Origin of the sequence: Corynebacterium sp. LaCa78 (assembly GCF_046717505.1) — a bacterium.
Classification (GTDB): domain Bacteria; phylum Actinomycetota; class Actinomycetes; order Mycobacteriales; family Mycobacteriaceae; genus Corynebacterium.
Window position 1 is genome coordinate 313,936 of sequence record NZ_CP177112.1, and the last position, 22,828, is coordinate 336,763.

Below are 22,828 nucleotides of genomic sequence, written 5' to 3' on the forward strand. Positions count from 1 at the left end.
GTGCGCGGCAAATTAGCCCCTGCTCCAACTTTTGATTCATAATGAGGGGTATGTCTCGACTTAACCGCGCCCCCATTATCGATGCCGCCCTCGGCCGCACCCCCTCCCGCCCGCCAGTGTGGTTGATGCGTCAAGCTGGTCGCTCCCTGCCGGAGTACCGCGCCGCCCGCGAGGGCATCAGCATGCTGGACTCTTGCTTCATGCCGGAACTCCTCGCAGAAATCACCCTGCAACCGGTGCGCCGCCACGACGTGGACGCGGCCATCCTCTTCTCCGATATCGTCGTCCCGCTCAAGGCCGCCGGCGTCAACGTCGACATCGTGCCCGGCCGCGGGCCGGTGATGGAGAAGGCGGTGAGGGAGAAGGGGGACATCGGCAAGCTGCCTATCCTTGATACCGACGTGCCCGAAGTCGCCCAAGGCATTGCGGGCATCCTCGGCGAGCTTACCGAGACCCAAGCGCTCATCGGGTTCGTCGGCGCGCCATTTACCCTGGCCAGCTACCTCATTGAGGGCGGGCCGTCCAAGAACCACGAGCGCACCAAGGCGCTCATGCACGCCGAGCCCGAGACGTGGCACATGCTCATGCGCCGGCTCGTGCCCACCATCATTAATTTCCTGCGGGTGCAGGTCGATGCCGGCATCGACGCCATGCAGCTTTTCGATTCCTGGGCCGGCTACCTCAACGAGCGTGACTACCGCGAGTTCGTGCTGCCATATTCGCAGGAAATCCTCGCCAGCGTCGATATTCCGCGCATCCACTTCGGCGTGGGCACCGGGGAGCTGCTACAGGCGATGTCCGAAGCCGGCTCCGAGGTCATGGGCGTGGACTACCGCGTGGCCATGGACGCCGCCGCCCAGCGCGTGAACTCGCGCGTGCTGCAGGGCAACCTCGACCCGGCGCTGCTTTTTGCCGGCGACGATGCCGTGCGCCAGGCCGTGCGCACCATCCGCGGCGAGGTGGAGCGCGCCCAGCAGCGCGGCGATATCGACACCCACATCTGGAACCTTGGGCACGGGGTGCTGCCCACCACCGACGCGGAGGCCATCACCCGCGCCGTATCCATCATTCACGAGGAGGGCTAAATGCGTATTGCCATCATCGGTGCCGGCCTCGCCGGCCTTACCGCCGCCTACGAACTGCGTGATCACGACGTCGAGGTTTTCGAGGCCGCCGGGCGCATTGGCGGCAAGCTGTATTCCGTGCCGTTTAATGACGGCCCCACCGACATGGGCGCCGAGGCCTTCCTCGCCCGGCGGCGCGATGCGGTGGAGTTCTTCCACTCCCTCGGCCTTGCCGGCAGTTTAGTTGACCCGTCAGGTTTGCGCTCGCTGGTCTGCAGCGGGGAGCTCAAGGCCCTGCCGCAGGGCGGGGTGATGGGCATTCCGTCGCATTCCGCGCCGGTCGCGCACCTGGTTTCGGAGGAGACGGCGCGGCGCATCGATAACGAGCAGCCCTTCGAGTGGACCGTGGGCGGCGACGTTTCGGTCGGTGAGTTGGTGCGTCAACAATACGGCGGCGACCTGGTGGACCGCGTGGTTTCCGCGCTGCTGGGCGGGGTGTACTCATGCACCGCCGATGACCTGGGCCTGCGCGCCACCATCCCCACGCTTGCCGATGCCCTCGATTCCCTCGCCGCCTCCCACCCCGTCACCCTTTCTGCGGCCGTGCGCTCCCTTGAGGAAGCCCGTGCGGATAACCCCAGCGGTTCCGGGCCCGTTTTCCAGACCTTCCGCGGTGGCTACGCCGAGGTTTACGAGACCCTGGCGGAAAAATCCGACGCGAAGATTTTCGTTGACACGTTCATTTCTGGCATCACGCGCAATGGCGATAAGTTCCACCTGACCGGCGCGCCGGGCGATACCGCGCCCTTCGACCGCGTGCTGGTAGCTACACCAGCACCGACCGCCGCGCGTCTGCTGCCCAAGGTGGCTCCGGATGCGGCGACGCGGTTGAAGGGGGTGAAGCTGGCGGCATCGGCAGTCGTGGGCCTCAAATTCGAATCCGACACCGATCCCTCCGGCACCGCGCTGCCGCAAAACTCCGGCATCCTCGTCGCCACCGACCAAGATGACGTGCATGCAAAGGCGTTTACGTTGTCATCGCGCAAGTGGCCCCACCTGGCAGAGCGCGGCGGAGCGTTGGTGCGCGCCTCGTTCGGCCGGTTCGGCGACGACGCCATCGTCCGCGCCGAGGAAGACGACCTCGTGGACTACGCCCTCGATGACCTGCAGCACCTGACCGGCTTCGACGGCCGCGCGGCTGGCGTTGCCGAAATCTTCACACAGCGCTGGTTCGGCGGCCTGCCCCGCTTTGATTCCACCCACCTCGACACCGTGGCCGCCGTGCGCGATGCCTTATCCCAGTCCCCAGGCGTCGACGTCACGGGTGCCTGGGCCGGCGGCGTGGGCGTGCCTGCGGTCATCGCGGATGCGCGCGCTGCCGCCGCCCGCATCGCTGGCAGCTAGCTCGCGTGGCTGGGCGGCTGGGACCCGCATCGAGCATCAGAAGCTGGCCTCGGCTGCAACTAGCGCCGGCTGCAACTGGTGCCGGTCGCACCTAGCGAAGTTGGTGGCTGGCGCTGCCGGTAGTTAAGAATCGCCGGCGGTCCCGCGCCTGAACCGTGTCGCGGTCCGGAGCTGGAGCGCGACGGTTTTGGGCATGCCTAAACAGGCAGCAGGGTTACTGCTGCCTGAACAGGCGTTTGCGGCCGATTCCGCGCGTGCGGAAACCTGACATGCGCGCAGATAATTGGCATGTGCGAGGACCTGTCCCTCTCCCAAGAATGGCGGCGGGACCTGGGCGCTAGGTGCGAATACTAGGTTCCGGCGCTGGGGCCGGGCACGGCATCGGGCACGGCATCGGCCCAGGGCGGTTGCCACACCACCCGCCCGCGCCTGCGGGTGAGGCGACCGCGGCGAGGTGGGGCATTCGGGTCATCGTCGTTGACGCCGTTGTGGTACGGGCAGCAGGCCGCGAGGTTGGCCATATTGGTATCGCCGCCGTGCTGCCAGGCTTCGAGGTGGTGGATTTGGCACTTATCCGCGGGATAGTTGCACCGCGGCCACGGGCAGACGGGGTTTTCAGCGGCGGCCATGAGCCGCTGCTTCTCGTTGGCCATGCGCTCGGTGCGGTAGAGGTTCACCGCGCCCTCGAAGGGATGCACGAGGGTGATAAGGCCGCGCTCGGAAAGGGTGCGCGCGACCAATTCGGCGCCGGTCAGCCGCGCCCCGTTGGTGAGCTGGATGGTGATTTCTTCGCCGTCACCATCGATGATGCGGTCGAGCTCGTCGAGCGTGATGATCGCATTGGTCGTCACCGTGGGGCGCGGGGCGGCGGAGCCGGAGAAAAGGCCCGCGACGGAGTCTAAGGGCGCATCTTCGTCCAGGTTGGACTCCAAGTCAGCGATGAGGGCGGAGGGCCCAGTAATCGCGAGCGTCCACGGCGCATCCTTGCGGCGGCGAATGCGGACGCCGGGGCGCGGCGGGGTGGGCGGATTAATCTCACGCAGCTTCTTGCGCGCGAGCTTTTCCATCTCATCGGTATCCGCGGCGGTGCGGCAGAGCTCCACCCTCAGCTGCCACGCCTGGCGCTTGGTCTTGGCGCGCGTGGCGTAGCGCTCGATGACCTCGAGCATTGGCAGCGCGTGGGCGCGTTCGCGGGCGGCGGCCACGGCGCGGCGTTGTTGCCGGGAAAAGGAGGTGGGGGAGAAGAAGGCATCGGCAAGCGTGAGCAGCGTGCGCGCCGTCCGATTCGGCGCACCGGCCGCGCGCAGCTCGCGGGCGGACATGCCTGCGCACCCGGCGACGATGTCGATGCCGGGCGCCAGGGCCGCGAGGTATGCCTGAAGTGCTGTCATGCCCCGCAGCTTAAGGTGATAGCGCAACTAAAGCGCGGCGCGCGGGCGCAGCCTGTGGATAATTCGGCCCAAAGGCGCTAAAAAGCCGCGGTTCGTTGACGCGACATGTGAATAACTAGCCCTTATTGCGGAAAACGAAGATGGATGAGAAGTCCTGGTTTCCGTGGCCCATGTCCTGCATCTCGGCGAAGCGCTCGATGGCGGCGGACACGGCGGGCAGGGGCTTATCGGAGGTCTTCTCCATGAGCTTGGCGTCCTTGGCCAGGGCGTCGACGGTGAAATCGCCGGGGTCGGTATTGCGCTCGCCGGTGATGAACGGGCCTTTCATATTGGACATGAACGACAGGCCAGTGATGTCGAGCATCTGCAGGATTACCTCGGAATCGAGACCCTCGGACTCGCCGAGCTGCAGGGCCTCGAGCAGGCCTTCGGCGGTCACGGCTAGGGCAAGGTTGGCCAGCAGCTTGCCGATGGCCGCCGTCGCCGCCGTTTCCACCCCAATCAGCTTCTCTTCGCCGGCCCAGGCCTCGGCAAGGCCGAGGGCGACCTCGCGGCGGTCATCGTCGGGCGTGCCAACATAAACGCCCAGGTTGCCCTCGCGCGCCGGGCCCAGCGAGCCCACGACGGGGGAGTGGACGTAGGAGTCGACGGCGGCGGCGAACTCGCGGGCATCGTCAGGCGAGACCGTCGTAGTGTCGATCCAGGTAATGCCCTCGGGGATAAGCTGCGGCTCGATGATCACCTCGCGGATCTGGTCGGGGCCGAAGAGGGAGGTGATGATGACCTCGGCGCCCTCGATGGCCGCGGCGGGGGTATCGGCGCGCGCCGCGCCCTCGTCCACGAGGGGTTGCGCGCGCTCGGCGGTGCGGTTCCACACCGTCAGCTCGTGCTCAGAGAGTAGGTGGCGGGCAAGCTCGGTGCCCATGCGTCCGGTTCCTAAAAATGCGATCTTCATACCTCCCCAGTGTGCCATCTCAGCGTGAATGCCGTTTTCTATGACGTATCACGGAACCTCAGGGAACGTTGGCGGGTTGCTGTGAATTCCACCGACATGCACAGTCAAACTTTTGTATGGCGCGCGAGTCGCTAGAATGACAGACATGCCTAATACTTCCCAGTCGCAACAGTGGTTCGAGCGTTCCTCCAAAGTCATCCCGGGCGGGGTGAACTCGCCGGTGCGCGCTTTCGGCTCCGTGGGCGGCCAGGCCCGCGTGATTGAGCGGGGCGAGGGATCGCGCCTGTGGGATGTCGACGGCAATGAGTACGTCGACCTCGTGAGCTCCTACGGCCCGATGATCCACGGCAATGCGCACCCGGAAATCGTCGAGGCCGTGCAGCAGGCTGCCACCGGCGGGCTGAGCTTCGGCACGCCGACGGAGGGTGAGGCGCTGCTGGCGGAGGAAATCGTCAAGCGCACTGCGGCCGATAAGGTGCGCATGGTTAACTCCGGCACGGAGGCGACCATGTCGGCGGTGCGTTTGGCCCGCGGTTACACCGGCCGCGCGAAGGTGCTGAAGTTTGAGGGTTGCTACCACGGGCACGTGGATGCGCTGTTGGCATCGGCAGGCTCGGGCGTGGCGACGTTCGGCCTGCCGGATTCGCCGGGCGTGACGGGTGCGACGGCGAAGGACACCATCGTCGTTCCTTATAACGATCTGGATGCGGTGCGCGAGGCCTTCGCGGAGAACGAGGGGCAGATTGCCTGCATCATTGCGGAGGCCTCTGCCGGCAATATGGGCACCGTGGCTCCGAATGAGGGTTTCAACGCGGCGCTGAAGGAAATCGCGCATGCCGATGGCGCCCTGCTCATCCTCGACGAGGTTATGACCGGCTTCCGCACCTCCTATAAGGGCTGGTACGGCGTCGATGGCGTGGCGGCGGACCTGGTGACCTTTGGCAAGGTGGTTTCCGGTGGCCTGCCGGCTGCGGCCTTTGGCGGTCGCGCCGAGGTCATGGACTACCTGGCGCCGGATGGTCCGGTCTACCAGGCGGGCACCTTGTCCGGTAACCCGGTGGCGATGGCCTCGGGCCTGAAGTCGCTGCAGCTTGCCGATGAATCCCTCTACCCCCGCCTGCAAGAAAAGGCCGACCAGCTCGGCGCGATGATTTCTTCCGCGCTGGAGGCCGAGGGCGTGGCGCACCACATTCAGCGCGCGGCATCCATGTTCTCCATTCGCTTCGCAGAGGGCGAGGGCCGCAACTTCGCGGATATGCAGGCCGCGGAGAACTTCCGCTTTGCCCCGTTCTTCCACGCGCTGCTTGAAAACGGCATCTACGTGGCACCGAGCGCGTTCGAGACCTGGTTCGTCTCTGATGCTCTTGGCGATGCCGACTTCGAGCGCATCGATGCCGCCCTCAAGCCTGCCGCGAAGGCCGCGGCCGCAGCGCGTCCCGCACAATAAGGCCTGCGTAACTAGGCCTGCTCAATAAGGAGAGACATGACACGCACCATCGTTCACCTCGTGCGCCATGGCGAGGTACACAACCCGGGCAAGATCCTGTACGGGCGCATCCCGGGCTATCACCTATCCTCGCGCGGGCGTTCCATGGCCGCGCGGACGGCGGAAAGCTTCCGCGATCATGATGTGACCTATTTGGCGGCCTCGCCGCTGCAGCGCGCGCAGGAAACGGCGCGGCCGATTGCGCAGGTGACGGGGCTAAATGTGGACGTCGATAAGACGCTCATCGAGTCCGGTAACCAATTCGAGGGCCTGCGCACCAAGGGTTTGCGCTCGGCGCTGTGGAACCCGCGGCACTGGCCGAAGATGGTCAACCCGCTGGAGCCGTCGTGGGGTGAGGCGTATGAGGGCATCGCCGAGCGCATGCTCGGTGCGGTCGACCGCGCGCATACCGCGGCGGAGGGGCATGAAGCCGTGCTGGTGAGTCACCAGCTGCCCATCGTGATGGTGCAGCGCACGGTGCTGGGCCAGCGCCTGCCGCATGCGCCGTGGAACCGCGAGTGCGCGTTGGCCTCGGTAACCTCGCTGCTTTTTGAGGATAACCAGGTCACCGATATCTTCTACTCCTCGCCGGCGCAGGAGATTTAATGGCACGTACACGCACCCGTGCGGCAACGCGCGTTGTGGCAGCCGCGCTTTCTATAACCGCCCTGACCTTGACCGCCTGCACGCAGGACGCCGAGAACGCGCAGAACGCGGTGGCCACCGGCGGCGAATTCGAATTCATCTCCCCGGGCGGGGAGCGGGAAATCCACTACGAGGAAGCCGATAGGAAACCGCTGCGCAGTTTCAGCGGCGCCGATGTCCGCGATACGAATAAGACCATTTCCTTGGATGACTACGAGGGTGAAGTCGTGGTCTTGAATTCCTGGGGCCAGTGGTGCGCGCCGTGCCGCGCTGAGGCCGATGACCTGCAGGCAGTGCACGCAGAGCTGCAAAAACGCGACCTGGGTACCGTCTTAGGCATCAACGTGCGCGACTATAACCCGCAGGTATCCAATGACTTCTTGGACGATAACGGGCTGGAGTACCCCTCCATCTATGACCCGCCGTTTAAGACGGCCGCGGCGCTCGGCGGCGTGCCTACGTCCGTGGTGCCGACCACGATCGTCTTGGATAAACAACACCGTCCGGCTACCGTTTTCTTGCGGTCCATCACTACCGATGACGTGATGGATGTTGTGGATAAGTTAGAAAAGGAATAAATGGATTACGCAGCAAATATCGGCGGCCAGTTTGCCGAAGCTGCCACCTCCGGCCCGTTGATCCTCGGCATCCTCGCCGCGGCTCTGGCGGGTCTCGTCAGCTTTGCCAGCCCCTGCGTCATCCCGCTGGTGCCCGGCTATATCTCGTACCTCGCCAGCGTGGTTGGCGGTGAGGTGAGCTATGACGAGAAGCTGGGGGTGGGCGTCGGCAAGCGCAGGCAATGGGCCGTCGTGCTGGCGGCAGCGCTGTTCATCTTGGGCTTTACCGTGGTCTTTGTGCTGGCGACGGTCTCGGTCTTTGGCGCGATTTCCGCGCTCACGCTCAACGCCGATACGCTGATGCGCGTGGGCGGCGGCGTCACCATCTTGATGGGCGTGGTTTTCCTGGGCGCGATTCCGGCGCTGCAGAAAGACACGCGCTTGGCGCCAAAGCGCTGGACCACGTGGCTGGGCGCGCCACTTTTGGGCGGCGTGTTCGCGCTGGGCTGGACGCCGTGCCTGGGACCCACGCTGGCGGCGATTGTGTCCATTTCCGCCGGTACCGAAGGCGTGACCGCCGCCCGCGGCGCCCTGCTCATCGTGGGCTATTGCCTGGGCCTTGGCCTGCCGTTCCTGCTGGTGGCGCTGGGATCCGCCCGGGCGATGCGCACCATCTCGTGGGCCCGCAAGCACTCGCGCACCATTCAGATTATTGGCGGCGTGGCGATGATCCTCGTGGGCGTTGCCCTGATTACCGGCCTGTGGGGCGAGTTTATTTCCTATATCCAGAAATGGACCGTGGACTACGGCGCAACCCTCATTTAGGAGAAACGTGAAATATATCCGCAAAGCCTGGCGCTGGCTTACCAGCATGCGCACCGCGCTGGCCCTGCTTTTCCTGCTGGCGCTCGCCGCCATCCCCGGCTCCCTCTTGCCGCAGCGCGATCTGAACGAGCAGAACGTGCAGGAGTTCATCGAATCCAATGGCACCGTGGCGGAAATCTACGATAATCTGCAGCTTTTTGATGTCTTTTCCTCCATCTGGTTCCAAGCCATCTTCCTGCTGTTGGCGGTCTCGCTCATTGGCTGCATCATTCCGCGCTCGATCGATCACTACAAGGCGTGGCGCACACAGCCCACGCGCGCGCCGAAGTACCTGCACCGCCTGCCGCTAAGCGCCGAGGGGCATTCGGATAAGAGCGAGGAAGAACTCAGCGCGGAGATCCACAAGCGCCTGAAAAAGTGGCGCGTGGCAGAATACACCCCGAATGAGGACCGCGCCGGGGTGCACGCCTTTTCCGCTGAGCGCGGCTACGGCCGCGAGCTGGCCAACCTCATTTTCCACGTCGCCCTGGTGGCGATCTTGGTCACCGTGGCCGCCGGCCGCCTGGTCAACTACGAGGGCCAGGTCATCGTGGTTACGGAATCCGGCTCGCAGGGCGGCAATACCTCGCTGGAGCAGTCCACGGAGTTCTGTAATACCTCCACCTCGAACTTTGACTCCTTCCGGGCAGGGCCGCTTTTCGATGGCACCGGGCTCCACCCCTTCTGCATGACCGCGCACGACTTCACCGCGAAGTACCTGCCCAATGGCCAGGCGGAGATGTTTACCTCCAATGTCTCTTATGCGGAAGGCGACGATATTTATAAGGATCCTTCCGAATGGAAGGACTACGAGCTCAAGGTCAACCACCCGCTGCGCCTGGCACAAAACCGCGTCTACCTGCAGGGCCACGGCTATGCGCCGACGGTGACCGTGGAGTGGCCGGATGGTGAAAAGCGCACGCAGACCATTCAATTCCAGCCCACTGACACGACCTTCTTCCTGTCTTCGGGCGTGCTGCGCTTTGACCCGCCGGCGGGCATGTACCCGGATCTTTTCGAGCGCCGCCAAAACCAGCTGGCCATCCAGGGCCTCTTCGCCCCAACGGCCGAGTGGAGCGGTGAGAACGGCAAGCTTTTGCAGTCCTCTCACCCGGGCCTGAATGATCCGGCGCTGGCGGTCGATATTTACCGCGGCGATGCTGGCCTCGATACCGGTACGCCGCAGTCGCTCTTTTCGCTGGATTCAAGCCTCGTACACTCCGGGCAGCTGCAGAAGATCGACCGCGTGAACCTGAGCCAAGGCGATGACGTCACGCTTGACGATGGCACCAAGATCACCTTCAACGGCGCCAACGAGTTTGCCAATTATCAGGTCTCCTATGACCCATTCCAGAAGTGGGTGCTGGCATCCGCGCTAATCATGTTGGTATCCCTGGTGGCCTCGTTGATGATTAAGCGCCGCCGCGTCTATATTCGCCTGCGGCCGGATTCCGCCGGCGGCACCACCATTGAGATGGGTGGTCTCGCCCGCACCGACCGCGCCGGCTGGTCCGAGGAATTCCATGAGCTGCACCGCGCGCTCTTGGAGCTTCCGGATCCAGATGAGGTGGAAGAAGACAAACTCTATACTGATGAGTAATCCAACTATAGTTGGATCCCGCTGTGTGCATGAGTAAGGTAATCAGCATCATCCCGCACGTGTGAAGGCTAGGTGGACTCCCTTGCAGATCGATCAGAATCTGTCGAACTTCTCGGATCTCGCGGTGCAGACCGCATTCGTGGTGTACTGCGTCGCGCTTCTTATGTCGCTGTTGTACTACGGCCGCATACGCAGCCTTATCGAGGCGCACCGCGTCAACCGCTCGGAGGCGTCCAAGGTATTGGTCGGCGCTGGAGCCGAGGCTGGTGCCGCGGCTGCTCCCGCCGCCGGAGCTGGCGGCGGCGATACCGGTGCTGACGCTGCAACCGGCACGGGCGCAACGGATGTCGGCACCGACTACGAGGCTGAGGCGTCGTCTGCGGCTGCAACCTTGAGCGAGGAAGAAGTCGCGGACAAGGAACGCAAGCTGGATAAGCTTGGCGGCATGACCAGCTCGCTGATGTGGGTGGGCATTGCCCTGCACGCCGCGGCTATCGTGCTGCGCGGGCTGGCCACGGGGCGTTTCCCGTTTGGCAACCTTTACGAGTACGTGTTGATGGTGTCCTTCGGCGTGCTCTTGGTGGGCAATATCGCCATGCAGCGCAAGGAATGGCGCACGGTCTGGCCGTGGATCCTTACCCCAGTGCTGGCGCTGATGTTTTACGGGTCTACCAAGCTGTATGCGGAGTCCGCACCTGTGGTGCCGGCCCTGCAATCGCACTGGCTGCCCATTCACGTCACGGTGGTGTCCTTGGGCGCGTCCATCGGCATCATTTCCGGCATCATCTCGCTATTGACCCTGTTGCGCCAGTGGCAGCCAAAGAACGCGGAGCGTGGCATTTTTGGTGCTCTGGCTTATCCGCTGCCATCCGCGGCCAAGATTGACCGCTTGGCGTACCGCTTGGCCGTTATCACCCTGCCCACCCTGGGCCTAGGCATCATCTTGGGTGCCATCTGGGCCGAATCCGCGTGGGGTCGCTTCTGGGGCTGGGATCCGAAGGAAACCATGTCCTTTGCCACCTGGATTCTTTATGCGGCCTACCTGCATGCGCGCGCCACCCCGGCCTTCCGCAAGGCGGCGCCGTGGATCAACGTTTTGGCCATGGCGGCGATGGTATTCAACCTCTTCTTCATCAATATGGTGGTCTCCGGCCTGCACTCCTATGCGGGGCTGAACTAAATGGCCACCAACCATAGCCCGCGCAATAAGCAGGGAAAGCCCGCCGGCGATAACGAGCTCATCCTGGGCTTGGGCGCGCAGATTGCGCAGCGGCGGCGTGAGTTGGGCATCGTCCAGCAGCAGCTTGCCGATGCCGCCCACATCTCCCGCTCCACCCTCCACACCATCGAACACGGTGGGGCAGGCGTGCGGTGGGAAAAGGTTACCGCCGTGGCAGAAGCGCTGGGCTTGGAGATGCGGTTCGTGCCAAAGGATTAATCCTGGTTGTCTTCTTGGCCCTTTGAACCATTGTTGCCGTCGGCGTCGCGAGTGCGGCGCTGGCGGCGTTTTCTTCCTCGACCTCCTGTTTGCGGCGCTGCTTGAAGCGCTCCTTTTCCAGGTTCCACAGGAACTCCTCGTCATCATCGGGGCCCTTGATGGAACGCGGTTGTTCTTCAACCTGGCGGGACTTCCAGGATGATGGCCCAAAGGCCTTCCACACCAGGTAGGCGGCGAGGACAAAAAGCAGTAGGAGGATTAGTCGACCCATGCAGATTATTCTACCTGTACGGCGTACAATCGACCCCCATGACGCACAACCCTGAGCCACCGAAACCGGACCCCGAACTGCGCCGTCGCTCCCGCAAGGCGCTTTGGAAATACGGGCTCGCGCGCGTGGTGCTTTTTATCGCGCTCACCGCGGTCATTGAGCTGCTGGCGGTAGCGATTGGTTTCCCCATCCCCGTCCTCATGGCAGCGCTCCTGGCGCTCTTTGTTGCCCTGCCGCTATCGATGCTGATGTTTAAAAACTGGCGCATCGAGGCCACGCAGACGCTGGCGGAATACTCCGCGCAGCGCAAGGCGCACAAGCGCTGGGTGCAAGCCGAATTGGAAGGCCGCGCGGAGGCCTAGGCGCGCAAGCCTGGCCCTTGACTAGACGAGGGCGACGGCGATGGCCTCGATGACTGCCCAGATGAGCATGGCGCGCCCGGTCAGCCCTAGCACGGGGATGAGCTGGGGTCCGGTGGCGCCGCGGTTGACGGTGCGCACCGCGCGGAGTGCAAACGGGAAGTAGACCAGGCCTGCGAGCGCGAGCCAGCTGCCAAAGGCGACCGCGATGGTGAGTATGAAGGGCAACAGCAGCAGGCCGGTAAAGAGCAGGCGGGCGTTCTTATTGCCCAGCCGCACCGCGAGGGTGATCTTGCCGGCCTCGGCATCGGAGGGAATATCGCGGATATTATTGGCCAGGTTCACCCCGGAGCTCATGGCGCCGATGCCGATGGCGAGGGCCAGGCCCGTCCAAGAAATGCGACCGGCTTGGGTAAATTCGGTGCCGAGCACGGCGACGAGGCCGAAGAATATAAAGACGGCGACCTCGCCCAGGCCGCGGTAGCCGTAGGGGTTCTTGCCGCCGGTATAAAACCACGCGCCGGCGATGCACAGCGCACCGATGAGGATGAGCCACCAGGCACCAGCGGCCAGCGACAGGAAGATTCCGGCCAGACCGGCGACGGCAAAGCAGCCAAAGGCGGCGTATTTCACGTGGCGCGGCTGCGCAAGCCCGCTGCCGGTCAGGCGCTGCGGGCCGGTGCGGTCATCATCGGTACCGCGGATACCATCGGAATGGTCATTGGCAAAGTTCACGCCGATGATAAGCGCCCACGCCACGATGAGCGCGAGCACCGCGCGGCCGATATGCCCGCTATTAATGCCGAAGGCCGCGCCCGTACCGGCGATAACGGGTGCGAAGGCATTAGCCCACGTATGCGGGCGGGCGCCATTGATCCAATCCTGTGCGGTAGCGGAATAATTACCGGCTGATGAAGTCATAGCCACCATTGTGCCACTGGGCTGGCAGCGTTTAGCAATCAGGAAGCCGGGGCCGAGGCCGGAGTCGAGGCCGGGGCCCGCGGTGGAGGTTAGGCGCTAAAGAGGGCGGCAACGGCCTGGCGGTCGATCTTGCCGGGGCCGGTGGTGGGAAAGTCCGCGAGGCGCTTTAAGTCCTTAGGCAGCTGCCAGCGGGGAAGTTCGGCGTCTTCGAGGGCTTCGAAGATATCGCCAAGCTCGGCATTACCGGTATAGGCGGCCACGATGGCCTGGCCCAGCCGCGGGTGCGGGATACCGACGACACACGCCTCCTCAACACCCGGCACGCGGAGGATCTCGCGTTCCAAGACCTCTGGGTGCAGCTTGAGCCCACCGGAGTCGATGACATTATCGAGGCGTCCGGTTACGGTGAGGATGCCATCTTCGATGACGCCGGCATCGGAAGTGGCAAACCACCCGTTTCCGGGAAACGCCTCGTGGCTTGGGGCGTTGCGGTAGCCCTGCGCGATGGTGGGCCCGCCGAGTAGGATGCGGCCGTCTTGGACGCGGGCGGTCGTCCCGGGCAGGGGGCGGCCATCGTAGACGCAGCCGCCGGCGGTTTCGGAGGAACCGTAGGTGGTGGTGATAGTGATGCCCCGCTCCGTGGCCGCGGCGTGCAGGCGCGGGTGGATGGCGGCCCCGCCCACCAAGATGGCATCGAAACTCTGGAGCGCGTCGATACCTTCCGGTGTATCCATGGCCTTGGCCAGTTGCAGCGGGGTCAGCGCGGTGTAGGTGCGATCACCGGTGCGGGAGAGCTCCGCGGCGGCGCGGGCGAAGGCGGAGATATTAAAGCCTGCGCTGAGATCGAGGCAGAGCGGATCCACCCCGGCCACCAGGGAACGGACGAGGACTTGGATGCCGGCGATGTGGTGGGCGGGCATCGCCAAGAGCCATTGCCCAGGGCCACCGAGGACCTGGTGGGTGGCATCGGCGCTGGCGACCAGGTTGGCCGGCGTTAGTTGAGCGCCCTTTGGGGTGCCGGTGGACCCTGAGGTGGAGACCACGAGCGCGATGTCCGCGGCGATGGGCTCGCCGGCGCGTTGGGAATTGCGCAGGAGGGTGGCGCGGGTGGCATCGGCAAGCGGCAGCGGCAAAAAGCAGGACCTACCGGCAATGGCTGATTCGAGGTCCGGCAGGATGGCCGCGGGGTCATGCGGATCAACGGGCAAGGGGGCGAGGATAGTCACGGCAGTAGATCTTAAGGCTACGGCGGGACAAAGCCCGGTTGCGGCCGGGGTGAGTCGATGCGGGAATCAGCGGTACGTGTCCTCTTGATCAAAGGGCCGCTCGTTATTGGCCTCGGCTTCTTTAATGCGGCGCAGCATCCACACGCGCGAGCCGAGAACGCCCCCGACGGCGAGGATCGCAAGCAGGATACAAAATGCGATGAGCACGGTGCGGGGCACTCCTTAGTAGTAATAGGGGAATTCGTCCCAGTTAGGCTCGCGCTTGTCCAGGAAGGACTGCTTGCCCTCGACGGCCTCATCGGTCATATAAGCCAGGCGGGTGGCCTCGCCGGCGAAGACCTGCTGGCCCATCAGGCCATCATCGGTAAGGTTGAATGCGAATTTCAGCATGCGCTGGGCGGTGGGGGATTTCATATTGATTTCCTGGCCCATGCGGATGGCGGTGTCCTCGAGCTCGCCGTGGTCTGCGACCTCATTGACCGCGCCCATCTCATACATGCGCTGGGCATCGTAGGTGCGGCCCAAAAAGAAGATCTCGCGGGCGAATTTCTGGCCCACCATCTTGGCCAGGTAGGCCGAGCCATAGCCCGCATCGAAGGATCCGACGTCCGCATCCGTCTGCTTAAAGCGCGCCTCCTGGCGGGAGGCCACGGTCATATCGCAGACCACGTGCAGCGAGTGCCCGCCGCCGGCGGCCCACCCATTGACCACGGCGATAACCACCTTGGGCATGGTGCGGATAAGCCGTTGGACCTCCAGGATGTGCAGGCGGCCGCCTTCGACCTTGGCGCGGGCCTCGTCGACGCTGGATTCATCCGCCGTCGCATCATCGTGGGCGTGCTCGGTGGCGTAGCGATACCCCGACCGGCCGCGAATGCGCTGGTCACCGCCGGAACAAAACGCCCAGCCGCCATCCTTTTGCGAGGGCCCATTGCCAGTAAGCAAGATCGTGCCCACATCCGGGGTGCGGCGGGCGTGATCCAAGGTGCGATACAGCTCATCTACGGTGTGTGGCCGGAAGGCATTGCGCACCTCGGGCCTGTCGATGGCGATGCGCACGATGCCATTCTTCCGGCCGTCCGCCGCCAGGCGGTGGTAGGTGACGTCCGTGAGATCCCCAAAGCCCTCAACCGGGCGCCACAATTCCTCGCGGAACGGATTTTCGGTGCTGTATTTCTTCTGCTCGCTCATAGCGCCCAGCATAGTGGGCGCGAAAAGTTTAGTCCCCATTCCCAACCCTCACCTCTACGCACTGCCCAGCATGCTGGTAATAATCGATACTCAATAACTGCGAGGGGTTATCCCGCAATGTACCCGTGTACCCTATGCTGGCGCGGTCATCAATACTGTGGGAAGACTCGAACTCCCTCAACCCTTTAACGCCAAAGGGTGCCTACATGTCCTCGAATTTCCCCTCGAAGGCGGGGGCATACTCGCTGCATGTGCGTAAAGGCTACCGCCACGCGCGCGGCGTGGCATGACTAAAGCTTCGCTATGGAGTTATCAGTTCCGTATTCCAGTTCAACTGCTGGATGCGGGTATCAAGCTCCCGGAACTGCTTGGACAGGTCATCGACCCGCTTGCGCAGCTCTGCTACCGGCAGCGTGGCCACAAACTTAATCTCCGCGCGGGAATAGCGGTCCTGCCGCGCGCCCGCGGCTTGGGCGAGGTCGTGGTAGATGCGGCGGGTGCGCACGAGGCCATCGCGAAGCGCAAGGGCCTGCATCAGGTTCTTCTCGCCATCAAAATCCGTGGCCACGTTCGTGGCATTGATGGCCTGCACGAGCTTATCGATGCGCCCGGTAATGCCCTCCAACTCGCGCAAAAGCTCGGCCGGATCCTCGTCCGGGGTATCGCCCTCCTGCACGCGTACGACGGAAAGTAGACGCTCGCGCAGCTCATTGAGCCGGTCCTGCGCCTGGGCGCGCTCTGCTAATGCCTCTGCCAGTAACATGGTTCCTCCTTCAGGGGTAGGTAGGAACCAACGTAGCCGGGGTGGGGGCTGGGGTCAATGGGTTGTGGTCCGCAGCGCGAGCGGCGTGCCAGCTACCATGAGCCTATGAACATCGATGACGTTCTCGACCGCGCCCACGTAGTCTCCCTCCCGCTGGCCGTGAAGTTTCGCGGCATCACCACGCGAGAGGCGTTGCTTATTGATGGGCCAGCCGGTTGGGGTGAATTTGCGCCGTTCCTGGAATACGGGCCCGCGGAATCGGCCGCGTGGCTGCGCGCCGGGTTGGAGGCCGCTTACGAGGGATTTCCGGAGCCAGTCCGAGAGTGGGTAGAGGTCAACGCCACCATTCCCGCCGTTCCCGCCAGCGAGGTACCCGCGATTGTGGATCGCTACCCCGGCTGCCGGACGTTCAAGATCAAGGTGGCGGAGAAAGGCCAGACGCTTGCCGATGACATTGCGCGCGTCCACGCCGTTCGCGAGCACGTCAGCGCCCGGGGGGTTATCCCGGTGCTGCGCGTGGATGCCAATGGCGGCTGGAGTGTGGCCGAAGCGGTAGAGGCCGCCCAGGCACTCATGCCGCTGGACTATATGGAGCAACCCTGCGCGAGCGCGGAAGAACTGGTGGAGGTGCGCAGGCAGCTCATGCGCAACGGGCTTTTTGTGCGCGTGGCCGCGGATGAATCCATTCGCAAGGTTGAGGATCCATACCGCGTGGCGGATCTGCAGGCGGCCGATGTAGCAGTGGTTAAACCTGCACCGCTGGGCGGGGTGCGCCGCGTCCTCGAGGTGGCACAGCACCTGCGCGAACGGCACATGGATATTACAGTGGCCTCGGCGCTGGATACCTCCATCGGCATCAATATGGGCTTGGCGGCGGTGGCGGCGTTGCCGCAAATCTATGATGACGAGGACATCGACGTTACCCCGGCCGCAGCGGGCCTGGCCACGGGCAGCCTTTTTGAGGAAGACGTCACCGCGCCACGCCAGCTACACGACGGGCACCTGCGCGCCGAGATCCTCGCCCCAGAACCGGACCGCCTGTCCGACCTAGCCGCGCCGGCCGACCGCCGCGAGTGGTGGTTCGAGCGCCTCCGGGAATCGTGGCAGCACCTGTAGTTGCGCCTAAAAGCATAAGAAAAAGCGCCTGGCACTTGCCAGGCGCTTTTATCTATCTAAACCTTAGACCAACTCGTGGGTGAGGTTGGCCGGGCGGGTGTAGGTATTAACAACCGGGGACCACTTGATGGCGTCGTCCACGATCTTCTGCAGGGTCTCCTTGTCGGCGTCGCCGTCGATATTGACCTTAACGTTGACGTCGGAAACGCCCGGGCGCTTGTCCTCGCCCAAGTCACCAACGCCCCAGGTTGGGGAGAGGTCGATGTCGCCAACGATGTCGAGCTCCAGCTTGGTCAGGGTAACGCCGCGGTGCTGAGCGATGGCCTGGATGCCAACGTTGATGCAGGCGCCAAGACCGGCCTGAGCGACCTCGGTGGGGTTGGGTGCGGAGTCATCGCCAAGCAGCGGCAAAGGCTCGCCCACCTTGATGGTGTGGTCGCGCACGGTGGTGTTATTGCGGAAGAAACCGTCAGCCTCGGTGTGGGTGCGGACGTGCTTCTTGGCACCCTCAGGGTTGTCGATGTTCTTCTGTGCTAGGTCGTTGAGCTTCTCGCCGTCGATGGGCTCGAGAGCGTCGCCTTCGTTGTGGTTTGGGGTGAGATCAGACATTAAATTGCTCCTTGTATCAGATGTTTATTAACTGATGGCGCCATGGTAACGCGAAGGCAAATATAAATCTAGAACAAGGGGTCTATTTTGTAGAGAATGCCAGGTCTAGAGTGAATATAAATGTGTGCACCGCATTTGCTGACCTGTGAATTTAGAAATTGACACCGTAGTGCGCCCGGCCTAGGTTCGTTCTGAACAAACCACTTGGTCTAGTTAAGAAAGAACGCATGGTTCACAATCGGAAGCTGTCGCGACGGCAGATACTGCGCAGCGCAGTAGCAATGGGCGGGGTAGCAGTGGGCTCGCAGGTCCTCTCTGCGTGTTCCTCGCCGCGGCAGGAGGACAATGCCCAGTCCGGGACATCCGGGCAGGGCGGGGAAACCCTCACCATCGGATTCGTGCCCATCGCGTGCGCGTCCCCGCTGGTCGCCGCCGATGGCCTGGGCGCCTTCGCAAAGCAGGGCCTCAACGTTGAGCTGCGCAAATTCGCGGGGTGGGCAGATCTCTGGACCGCCTATGCCACCGGCGCCTTAGACGTAGCGCACATGCTCTCGCCCATGCCGCTAGCCATTGATGCCGGTGCCACCAACGCCTCCCGGCCCACCGAGTTAGCCTTTACGCAAAACACCAACGGGCAGGCACTGACCTTGTCCACCTCTCACCTGGATACCGTGTCGCGGCCAGCGGACCTGAAGGGCATGGTGCTGGGAATTCCCTTTGAGTACTCCGTGCATGCCCTCTTGCTGCGCGATTATCTCGTGGCCGGCGGGGTCGACCCAGTTTCCGATGTGGAGCTGCGCCTATTGCGCCCGGCCGATATGGTGGCGCAACTTTCGGTCGGCACCATCGACGGCTTCATTGGCCCAGAGCCCTTCAACCAGTGCGCCCTGACTACCGGCTCGGGCCGCGCCTTTGTTCCCACCCGCCAGATGTGGGACAACCACCCGTGCTGCTCGGTTGCCGTGGCGAAGGAAGTGGACCGGGGCGTGCGCGACCGCGTCGTCGCGGCGCTGCAGGAAGGCGCGCAGTACGTCGATAGCCCAGACCACGTCCATGAATCGGCGTCCATGCTGGCTAAGGAGAAGTACCTGAACCAGAAGGAAGAGCTGATTTCGCGGGCGCTCGCCGGAAACTACACCACTTGGGACGGCAAGGACACGGTGGATCCACAGATGATCAAGTTTGGCGGCCGCACCTCCGCCACCGCAATTACGTGGATGGGCACCCAAATGGCCCGCTGGGATCTGGGCGGAAGCGCGATGCGGATGGATGACCAAGCGTTGCTAGATGTCACGAAATCCGTCTTACCGCGCGAAGCCGATCTCACCACGGACCCGGTGAAAATCAACGGCCATAGCTTCGATCCCCTGCACCCCACCGCCGGATACCAGCGTTAAGGACTCTTGCCTTATGACCACAGTAAAAAATGACAGCGCTAGCACCAGTACAGCGCACTCCACTGACACTCACACAGCAGCGCCCCATTCGGGCCGCACCGCCAGCCGGAAGAAGCGGCGGGAGAGCCCGTGGAAGGCAATGGGCCTGGGTATTGCGCTTTTCATTGCCTTCATCGCCCTCTGGCAGGCGGTCGCGGCTGCGGGCTGGCTTTCCGATATCGCCCCCACTCCCGCGCACACCTGGGATAGGGCCGTAGAGATTCTTTCGGATCCCTTCTACCGGGATGGGCCGGCCTCAGTGGGCATTCTTTGGCATATGGTCGCCTCCTTGCGCCGCGTGCTCATTGGCTTTGCCATCGCCATGGTGATAGCCATTCCGCTGGGCTTTTGGCTGGGCTCTTCTGCAACCTTCCGCCGCGCGACGGATCCCTTTGTCCAGATCCTGCGCCCCGTCTCCCCGCTGGCATGGCTGCCACTAGGCCTGGCGCTGCTTCGCGATGCCGAAAATACCGCCGTCTTCGTCATCATCCTCTCCGCCTTGTGGCCGACGCTGCTCAATACCATCGAGGCGGTCCGCGGGATTCACCCCACGTATAAGAACCTAGCGGCCACGCTCGGCACGAACCGGATGCAACAGCTCCTCTACATCGTCGGGCCGGCTGCGCTGCCAGGGATTATCACCGGCATGCGGCAATCGCTATCGACCGCCTGGTTAGTCATCGTGGCTGCGGAAATGCTCGTCGGCGGCCAAGGCGTCGGTTTCTTTGTCTGGAATATGTGGAACCGCCTCGATATTGACGCCATCGTCGTGGTCATCGTGCTTATTGGTGTCATCGGATTGGCCCTGGATTACCTCGTTGCCTCCCTGCAGAAAGTGGTGCGCTATGACTAAAGCCCATATCGAATTTGCTGGTATTACCAAAAGCTACGGCCCAACCAAGATCATTGGGGATACCTCGGTATCCATTGGGGAGGGCGAGTTCGTATCCCTGCTGGGGCCATCGGGCTCCGGCAAATCCACCATGCTGAATATGATCGCGGGCCTCGCATTTCCCTCTACCGGCGAGGTGCGCGCGCGAGGCGAGGCCGTGACCGGCCCAGGTCCAGACCGCGGCGTGGTATTTCAAAATCACGCGCTCCTGCCCTGGATGACGGCGCGCGGGAATATCGAATTCGGACTGCGATCGGCCCGCCCGGAGCTGTCGAAGGCAGAGCGCACCAAGATTGCGCAGGACTTCCTCGACGAGGTCAGCTTGGGCCATGCGGCCGACCGGCGCCCGTCGCGGTTATCCGGAGGCATGCAGCAGCGCGTCGGTTTGGCGCGCGCCTTCGCCATCGGCTCGGATATCTTATTGCTCGATGAACCCTTCGGCGCGTTGGATGCGCTTACCCGCCGCCAGCTGCAGTCGCTGCTGTTGAATGTGTGGGAAGAAAACCGCCGCACGGTGGTCATGGTCACCCACGACGTGGATGAGGCAGTATTGCTCTCGGATCGCATTGTGGTCATGTCGCCGGGGCCAGAGGCCACCATCATCGAGGACATTGAAGTGGGCTTGCCCCGCCCGCGCAGCGGTAGCGATGACTCCGCGGTGGTGGAGCGCAAAAATGAGCTGCGCGAACGGCTCCTTGGGCTGCTCGAAAACGGCTAGAGCGAGAGGATGTTCCTATATAGGTTGTCAACTTCGTGGGTGGGCTTGTTGGGGGTGTGTTGACTTTAGGTTGCTGCGGCGTTGAGTCTTTTGCCTTCTTTGCGTTTTCGTTCATAGAATTGCCGGGAACGCTCGTGGAATCTGATCGATGCAAAAGACGATTGCTATAGGGCGTTCTTTAATTTTTTGTTGCCAGCCCGATTGGGCGAATTCGACATAAGGGCCTGACCCCGAAATGTGGACACGTCGGGGTAGCTGTGCTGCTTTAATTAGTGTAGCTGAAGTCTCGGCTTCAAAGACATCAGGAGCTACAAGATTGCATCAGGAGTGGCGCCTTCGAGTGTTGTAGCCCATGCACCACCGAAAGACTTCCTGGCGGCAGCTGATTGGACTTTCAAAGAGTTTCCTATCACGCAGTACTTCCCGCTTTAAGGTGGCGTTAAATGATTCTGCCAGGGCATTATCGGCACTCGTTCCAACCGCGCCCATGGACTGGCGTACACCTAACGATGAGCAGTAGTTTCTAAATGCTTGTGTGAAGTGTCCCAGGTTTTGTTCCGTTTGAGTAGATGGGAAAATCTGGAACGTGCCGAGAAAATTTGACCAGGATGCGAAGGACCGTGTGGTCCGTCTCGTGGAAGACCGCATCTTGGCGGAAAACATGTCGATGTGGGCCGGGCTGGTTTTTAAGACCGGGCGGTTTGAGTGCCTTCCTGGGTGTGGTGCCATTGGTTGGCGTACTCAGTCGGCGGGATAAACCCTAGGCTCGAATGAGGATGATAGGTATTATAGCGCTTCGACCACAGTCGCAGGCAACGCGACGCATGGTCGGGGTCGTCGAATATCTCGTCCTCTCACAGCTCGTCGCGTAGCCGGTTGTGGAAGGACTCCACAAACCCGTTATGCCATGGCATTCCCGGTGGGATGAACGCCTCGACAGTGTCTTGCTTAGCAGCCCAACTAGCCAGCTCACGGCTGATGAACTCCGGGCCGTTATCCATACGTAACACCCGAGGCCTGCCACGCACAGCAGCTCACGTTCTCCAGCAGGTCAATCACGGCAGTAGCGGTGATTGACCGAGCGACCTCGAAACCAACATGCTCACGGGTAAACTCGTCGATCACGTTGCAGATCTTAAAAGGCTTTGCCCTGAAAGTTACTATCGAACTGGAAGTCCAGTGCCCACACGTGCCCCGGACATGTCGCTGGCTGGGTGCGCGGCGTTGGCACAGGCAAGCACTGTTGCTTACCAGCTTTGCGAGGCAAGACCCGCAAACCCTCCTGGCGCCACAGGTAATACACCACATCACGGCCACAGGTAAAATCAGCTGGCCTGGCTTTCACCCAAGCACGGCGATAGCCCCAGCGTCGGTGCTCACCAGCGAAAGTGACGAGCCACCTGCGTAGAGCAGCGTACTTATCCACGCTGGGCTGCTGGTGGCGTGTGCAGGCGTTGTAGTACGCCGCTCTAGATACCCCGACCACGCGACAGGCAAAGCGCACCGAATAGCCCACGGATACAGCGTCATAGATGGCTTCATATTTGGGTGCCGGGGTCAGAATTTTCCCTCCGCAAGCTCCTTCAGTAGCGCTTTTTCCAACTCGGCTTCTCCGAGTAGGCGGGTAAGCTTGGCGTTTTCTTCCTGCAGTTCTTTAAAGCGGCGGGCTTCGCTGCGGGACATCTCGCCGTACTGCTTGACCCAGCGACGGTAGGTTGCCTCGCTAACACCGAGGTCGCGGCAGACTTCGGCTACGGTACTACCCGAGGCCTTCATGGATCGGGCTTTATCAAGTTGGCCACGATCTGCTCAGGAGTGTGTTTTGAAAACTTCTTCATGATTATCAGTCTTCCTGCCCAACAAAGGGCTGTCACGGAAGACACGATCAAACCACATGGTCTATTTAATCCAGCCCAGACCAA

Annotated in this window: 26 protein-coding genes and 2 pseudogenes; 15 read left to right on the forward strand and 13 right to left on the reverse strand. The window is 62.9% G+C overall.

Features of this window, described 5'->3' with window-relative positions; genetic code table 11:
• The first annotated feature begins 50 nt into the window (after positions 1-50).
• Together hemE and ACLI1O_RS01575 are read left to right on the forward strand one after the other, a co-directional pair.
• Positions 51-1,085, forward strand: a complete 1,035-nt coding sequence (hemE, locus tag ACLI1O_RS01570) for a uroporphyrinogen decarboxylase (protein WP_284772082.1) — start codon at positions 51-53, stop codon at positions 1,083-1,085.
• Positions 1,086-2,468: a protoporphyrinogen oxidase gene (locus ACLI1O_RS01575; protein ID WP_411706912.1), complete on the forward strand. Its 1,383-nt coding sequence runs from the start codon at positions 1,086-1,088 to the stop codon at positions 2,466-2,468. It begins immediately after the preceding gene.
• A gap of 350 nt (positions 2,469-2,818) precedes the next feature.
• Here ACLI1O_RS01575 and ACLI1O_RS01580 read toward each other — a convergent pair whose 3' ends face one another.
• Both ACLI1O_RS01580 and ACLI1O_RS01585 read right to left on the reverse strand, forming a co-directional pair.
• On the reverse strand, positions 2,819-3,859 hold the full coding sequence (locus ACLI1O_RS01580; protein ID WP_411706913.1) for an HNH endonuclease signature motif containing protein: 1,041 nt from the start codon (positions 3,857-3,859) through the stop codon (positions 2,819-2,821).
• A 115-nt stretch (positions 3,860-3,974) separates the two neighbouring features.
• Positions 3,975-4,814, reverse strand: a complete 840-nt coding sequence (locus ACLI1O_RS01585) for an NAD(P)-dependent oxidoreductase (RefSeq protein WP_284772085.1) — start codon at positions 4,812-4,814, stop codon at positions 3,975-3,977.
• Between the two features lie 136 nt (positions 4,815-4,950).
• Between ACLI1O_RS01585 and hemL the strand changes: the two genes are divergently transcribed.
• From hemL to ACLI1O_RS01620, 7 genes are all read left to right on the forward strand, one after another.
• Positions 4,951-6,261, forward strand: a complete 1,311-nt coding sequence (gene hemL / locus ACLI1O_RS01590) for a glutamate-1-semialdehyde 2,1-aminomutase (RefSeq protein ID WP_239268818.1) — start codon at positions 4,951-4,953, stop codon at positions 6,259-6,261.
• A 36-nt stretch (positions 6,262-6,297) separates the two neighbouring features.
• A complete protein-coding gene (locus ACLI1O_RS01595; protein WP_239268816.1) occupies positions 6,298-6,906 on the forward strand; it encodes a histidine phosphatase family protein in 609 nt (202 codons plus the stop codon).
• The gene (locus ACLI1O_RS01600) at positions 6,906-7,523 is read left to right on the forward strand and encodes a TlpA disulfide reductase family protein (protein ID WP_239268812.1); all 618 of its coding nucleotides are present in this window, start codon (positions 6,906-6,908) and stop codon (positions 7,521-7,523) included. The genes ACLI1O_RS01595 and ACLI1O_RS01600 overlap by 1 nt, the downstream gene beginning before the upstream one ends.
• Positions 7,524-8,327 carry a cytochrome c biogenesis CcdA family protein gene (locus ACLI1O_RS01605; RefSeq protein ID WP_239268810.1) on the forward strand — a complete coding sequence of 268 codons (804 nt, stop codon included), beginning with the start codon at positions 7,524-7,526 and terminating at the stop codon, positions 8,325-8,327.
• Between the two features lie 7 nt (positions 8,328-8,334).
• Positions 8,335-9,966, forward strand: coding sequence for a cytochrome c biogenesis protein ResB (locus ACLI1O_RS01610; RefSeq protein WP_411706914.1), 1,632 nt, complete (start codon positions 8,335-8,337; stop codon positions 9,964-9,966).
• An 82-nt stretch (positions 9,967-10,048) separates the two neighbouring features.
• A complete protein-coding gene (gene ccsB / locus ACLI1O_RS01615; protein ID WP_239268806.1) occupies positions 10,049-11,146 on the forward strand; it encodes a c-type cytochrome biogenesis protein CcsB in 1,098 nt (365 codons plus the stop codon).
• On the forward strand, positions 11,147-11,404 hold the full coding sequence (locus ACLI1O_RS01620; RefSeq protein WP_239268805.1) for a helix-turn-helix domain-containing protein: 258 nt from the start codon (positions 11,147-11,149) through the stop codon (positions 11,402-11,404).
• Here ACLI1O_RS01620 and ACLI1O_RS01625 read toward each other — a convergent pair.
• Positions 11,349-11,675 (reverse strand): hypothetical protein, encoded by a 327-nt coding sequence (locus ACLI1O_RS01625; RefSeq protein WP_411706915.1) that lies wholly within the window; start codon positions 11,673-11,675, stop codon positions 11,349-11,351. The genes ACLI1O_RS01620 and ACLI1O_RS01625 overlap by 56 nt on opposite strands.
• 38 nt (positions 11,676-11,713) lie before the next feature.
• Between ACLI1O_RS01625 and ACLI1O_RS01630 the strand changes: the two genes are divergently transcribed.
• Positions 11,714-12,037, forward strand: a complete 324-nt coding sequence (locus ACLI1O_RS01630; RefSeq protein WP_239268802.1) for a DUF4229 domain-containing protein — start codon at positions 11,714-11,716, stop codon at positions 12,035-12,037.
• 21 nt (positions 12,038-12,058) lie between these two features.
• Here the strand turns inward: ACLI1O_RS01630 and ACLI1O_RS01635 are convergent, their stop codons facing one another.
• The 5 genes from ACLI1O_RS01635 to ACLI1O_RS01655 form a co-directional block, all read right to left on the reverse strand.
• The gene (locus ACLI1O_RS01635; RefSeq protein WP_239268800.1) at positions 12,059-12,964 is read right to left on the reverse strand and encodes a 1,4-dihydroxy-2-naphthoate polyprenyltransferase; all 906 of its coding nucleotides are present in this window, start codon (positions 12,962-12,964) and stop codon (positions 12,059-12,061) included.
• Positions 12,965-13,044: 80 nt separating this feature from the next.
• The gene (menE, locus tag ACLI1O_RS01640) at positions 13,045-14,181 is read right to left on the reverse strand and encodes an o-succinylbenzoate--CoA ligase (protein ID WP_239268798.1); all 1,137 of its coding nucleotides are present in this window, start codon (positions 14,179-14,181) and stop codon (positions 13,045-13,047) included.
• Between the two features lie 66 nt (positions 14,182-14,247).
• A complete protein-coding gene (locus ACLI1O_RS01645) occupies positions 14,248-14,388 on the reverse strand; it encodes a hypothetical protein (protein WP_023025121.1) in 141 nt (46 codons plus the stop codon).
• Positions 14,389-14,403: 15 nt separating this feature from the next.
• Positions 14,404-15,372 carry a 1,4-dihydroxy-2-naphthoyl-CoA synthase gene (locus ACLI1O_RS01650; protein ID WP_239268796.1) on the reverse strand — a complete coding sequence of 323 codons (969 nt, stop codon included), beginning with the start codon at positions 15,370-15,372 and terminating at the stop codon, positions 14,404-14,406.
• Between the two features lie 301 nt (positions 15,373-15,673).
• Positions 15,674-16,135 (reverse strand): DIP1984 family protein, encoded by a 462-nt coding sequence (locus ACLI1O_RS01655; RefSeq protein WP_239268794.1) that lies wholly within the window; start codon positions 16,133-16,135, stop codon positions 15,674-15,676.
• Between the two features lie 105 nt (positions 16,136-16,240).
• Here ACLI1O_RS01655 and ACLI1O_RS01660 point away from each other — a divergent pair, with 105 nt between their 5' ends.
• Positions 16,241-17,251 carry an o-succinylbenzoate synthase gene (locus ACLI1O_RS01660; protein WP_239268792.1) on the forward strand — a complete coding sequence of 337 codons (1,011 nt, stop codon included), beginning with the start codon at positions 16,241-16,243 and terminating at the stop codon, positions 17,249-17,251.
• A gap of 63 nt (positions 17,252-17,314) precedes the next feature.
• Here ACLI1O_RS01660 and ACLI1O_RS01665 read toward each other — a convergent pair whose 3' ends face one another.
• On the reverse strand, positions 17,315-17,860 hold the full coding sequence (locus tag ACLI1O_RS01665) for an OsmC family protein (RefSeq protein ID WP_239268790.1): 546 nt from the start codon (positions 17,858-17,860) through the stop codon (positions 17,315-17,317).
• A 227-nt stretch (positions 17,861-18,087) separates the two neighbouring features.
• On the opposite strand from ACLI1O_RS01665, the gene ACLI1O_RS01670 reads away from it, so the two are divergent.
• The 3 genes from ACLI1O_RS01670 to ACLI1O_RS01680 are packed head-to-tail and all read left to right on the forward strand — an operon-like array spanning position 18,088 to position 20,906.
• Positions 18,088-19,257, forward strand: coding sequence for an ABC transporter substrate-binding protein (locus ACLI1O_RS01670; RefSeq protein WP_239268788.1), 1,170 nt, complete (start codon positions 18,088-18,090; stop codon positions 19,255-19,257).
• A 13-nt stretch (positions 19,258-19,270) separates the two neighbouring features.
• Complete coding sequence (locus ACLI1O_RS01675; protein WP_239268786.1) at positions 19,271-20,149, forward strand: ABC transporter permease; 879 nt, start codon at positions 19,271-19,273, stop codon at positions 20,147-20,149.
• The gene (locus ACLI1O_RS01680) at positions 20,142-20,906 is read left to right on the forward strand and encodes an ABC transporter ATP-binding protein (protein WP_239268784.1); all 765 of its coding nucleotides are present in this window, start codon (positions 20,142-20,144) and stop codon (positions 20,904-20,906) included. The genes ACLI1O_RS01675 and ACLI1O_RS01680 overlap by 8 nt, the downstream gene beginning before the upstream one ends.
• Before the next feature lie 65 nt (positions 20,907-20,971).
• On the opposite strand, the pseudogene ACLI1O_RS01685 reads toward ACLI1O_RS01680, so the two are convergent.
• Both ACLI1O_RS01685 and ACLI1O_RS01690 read right to left on the reverse strand, forming a co-directional pair.
• Positions 20,972-21,136 (reverse strand): annotated as a pseudogene (locus ACLI1O_RS01685) (IS110 family transposase); the annotation flags it as partial.
• Positions 21,137-21,227: 91 nt separating this feature from the next.
• The gene (locus ACLI1O_RS01690) at positions 21,228-21,485 is read right to left on the reverse strand and encodes an integrase core domain-containing protein (RefSeq protein WP_370658813.1); all 258 of its coding nucleotides are present in this window, start codon (positions 21,483-21,485) and stop codon (positions 21,228-21,230) included.
• 7 nt (positions 21,486-21,492) lie between these two features.
• Between ACLI1O_RS01690 and ACLI1O_RS01695 the strand changes: the two genes are divergently transcribed.
• Positions 21,493-21,663 carry a hypothetical protein gene (locus tag ACLI1O_RS01695; RefSeq protein ID WP_200449860.1) on the forward strand — a complete coding sequence of 57 codons (171 nt, stop codon included), beginning with the start codon at positions 21,493-21,495 and terminating at the stop codon, positions 21,661-21,663.
• Here ACLI1O_RS01695 and ACLI1O_RS01700 read toward each other — a convergent pair.
• Together ACLI1O_RS01700 and ACLI1O_RS01705 are read right to left on the reverse strand one after the other, a co-directional pair.
• Positions 21,593-21,907, reverse strand: a pseudogene (locus ACLI1O_RS01700) (integrase core domain-containing protein). The gene ACLI1O_RS01695 and the pseudogene ACLI1O_RS01700 overlap by 71 nt on opposite strands.
• 556 nt (positions 21,908-22,463) lie before the next feature.
• Positions 22,464-22,682: a transposase gene (locus ACLI1O_RS01705; protein WP_239268782.1), complete on the reverse strand. Its 219-nt coding sequence runs from the start codon at positions 22,680-22,682 to the stop codon at positions 22,464-22,466.
• Between the last annotated feature and the right edge of the window lie 146 nt (positions 22,683-22,828).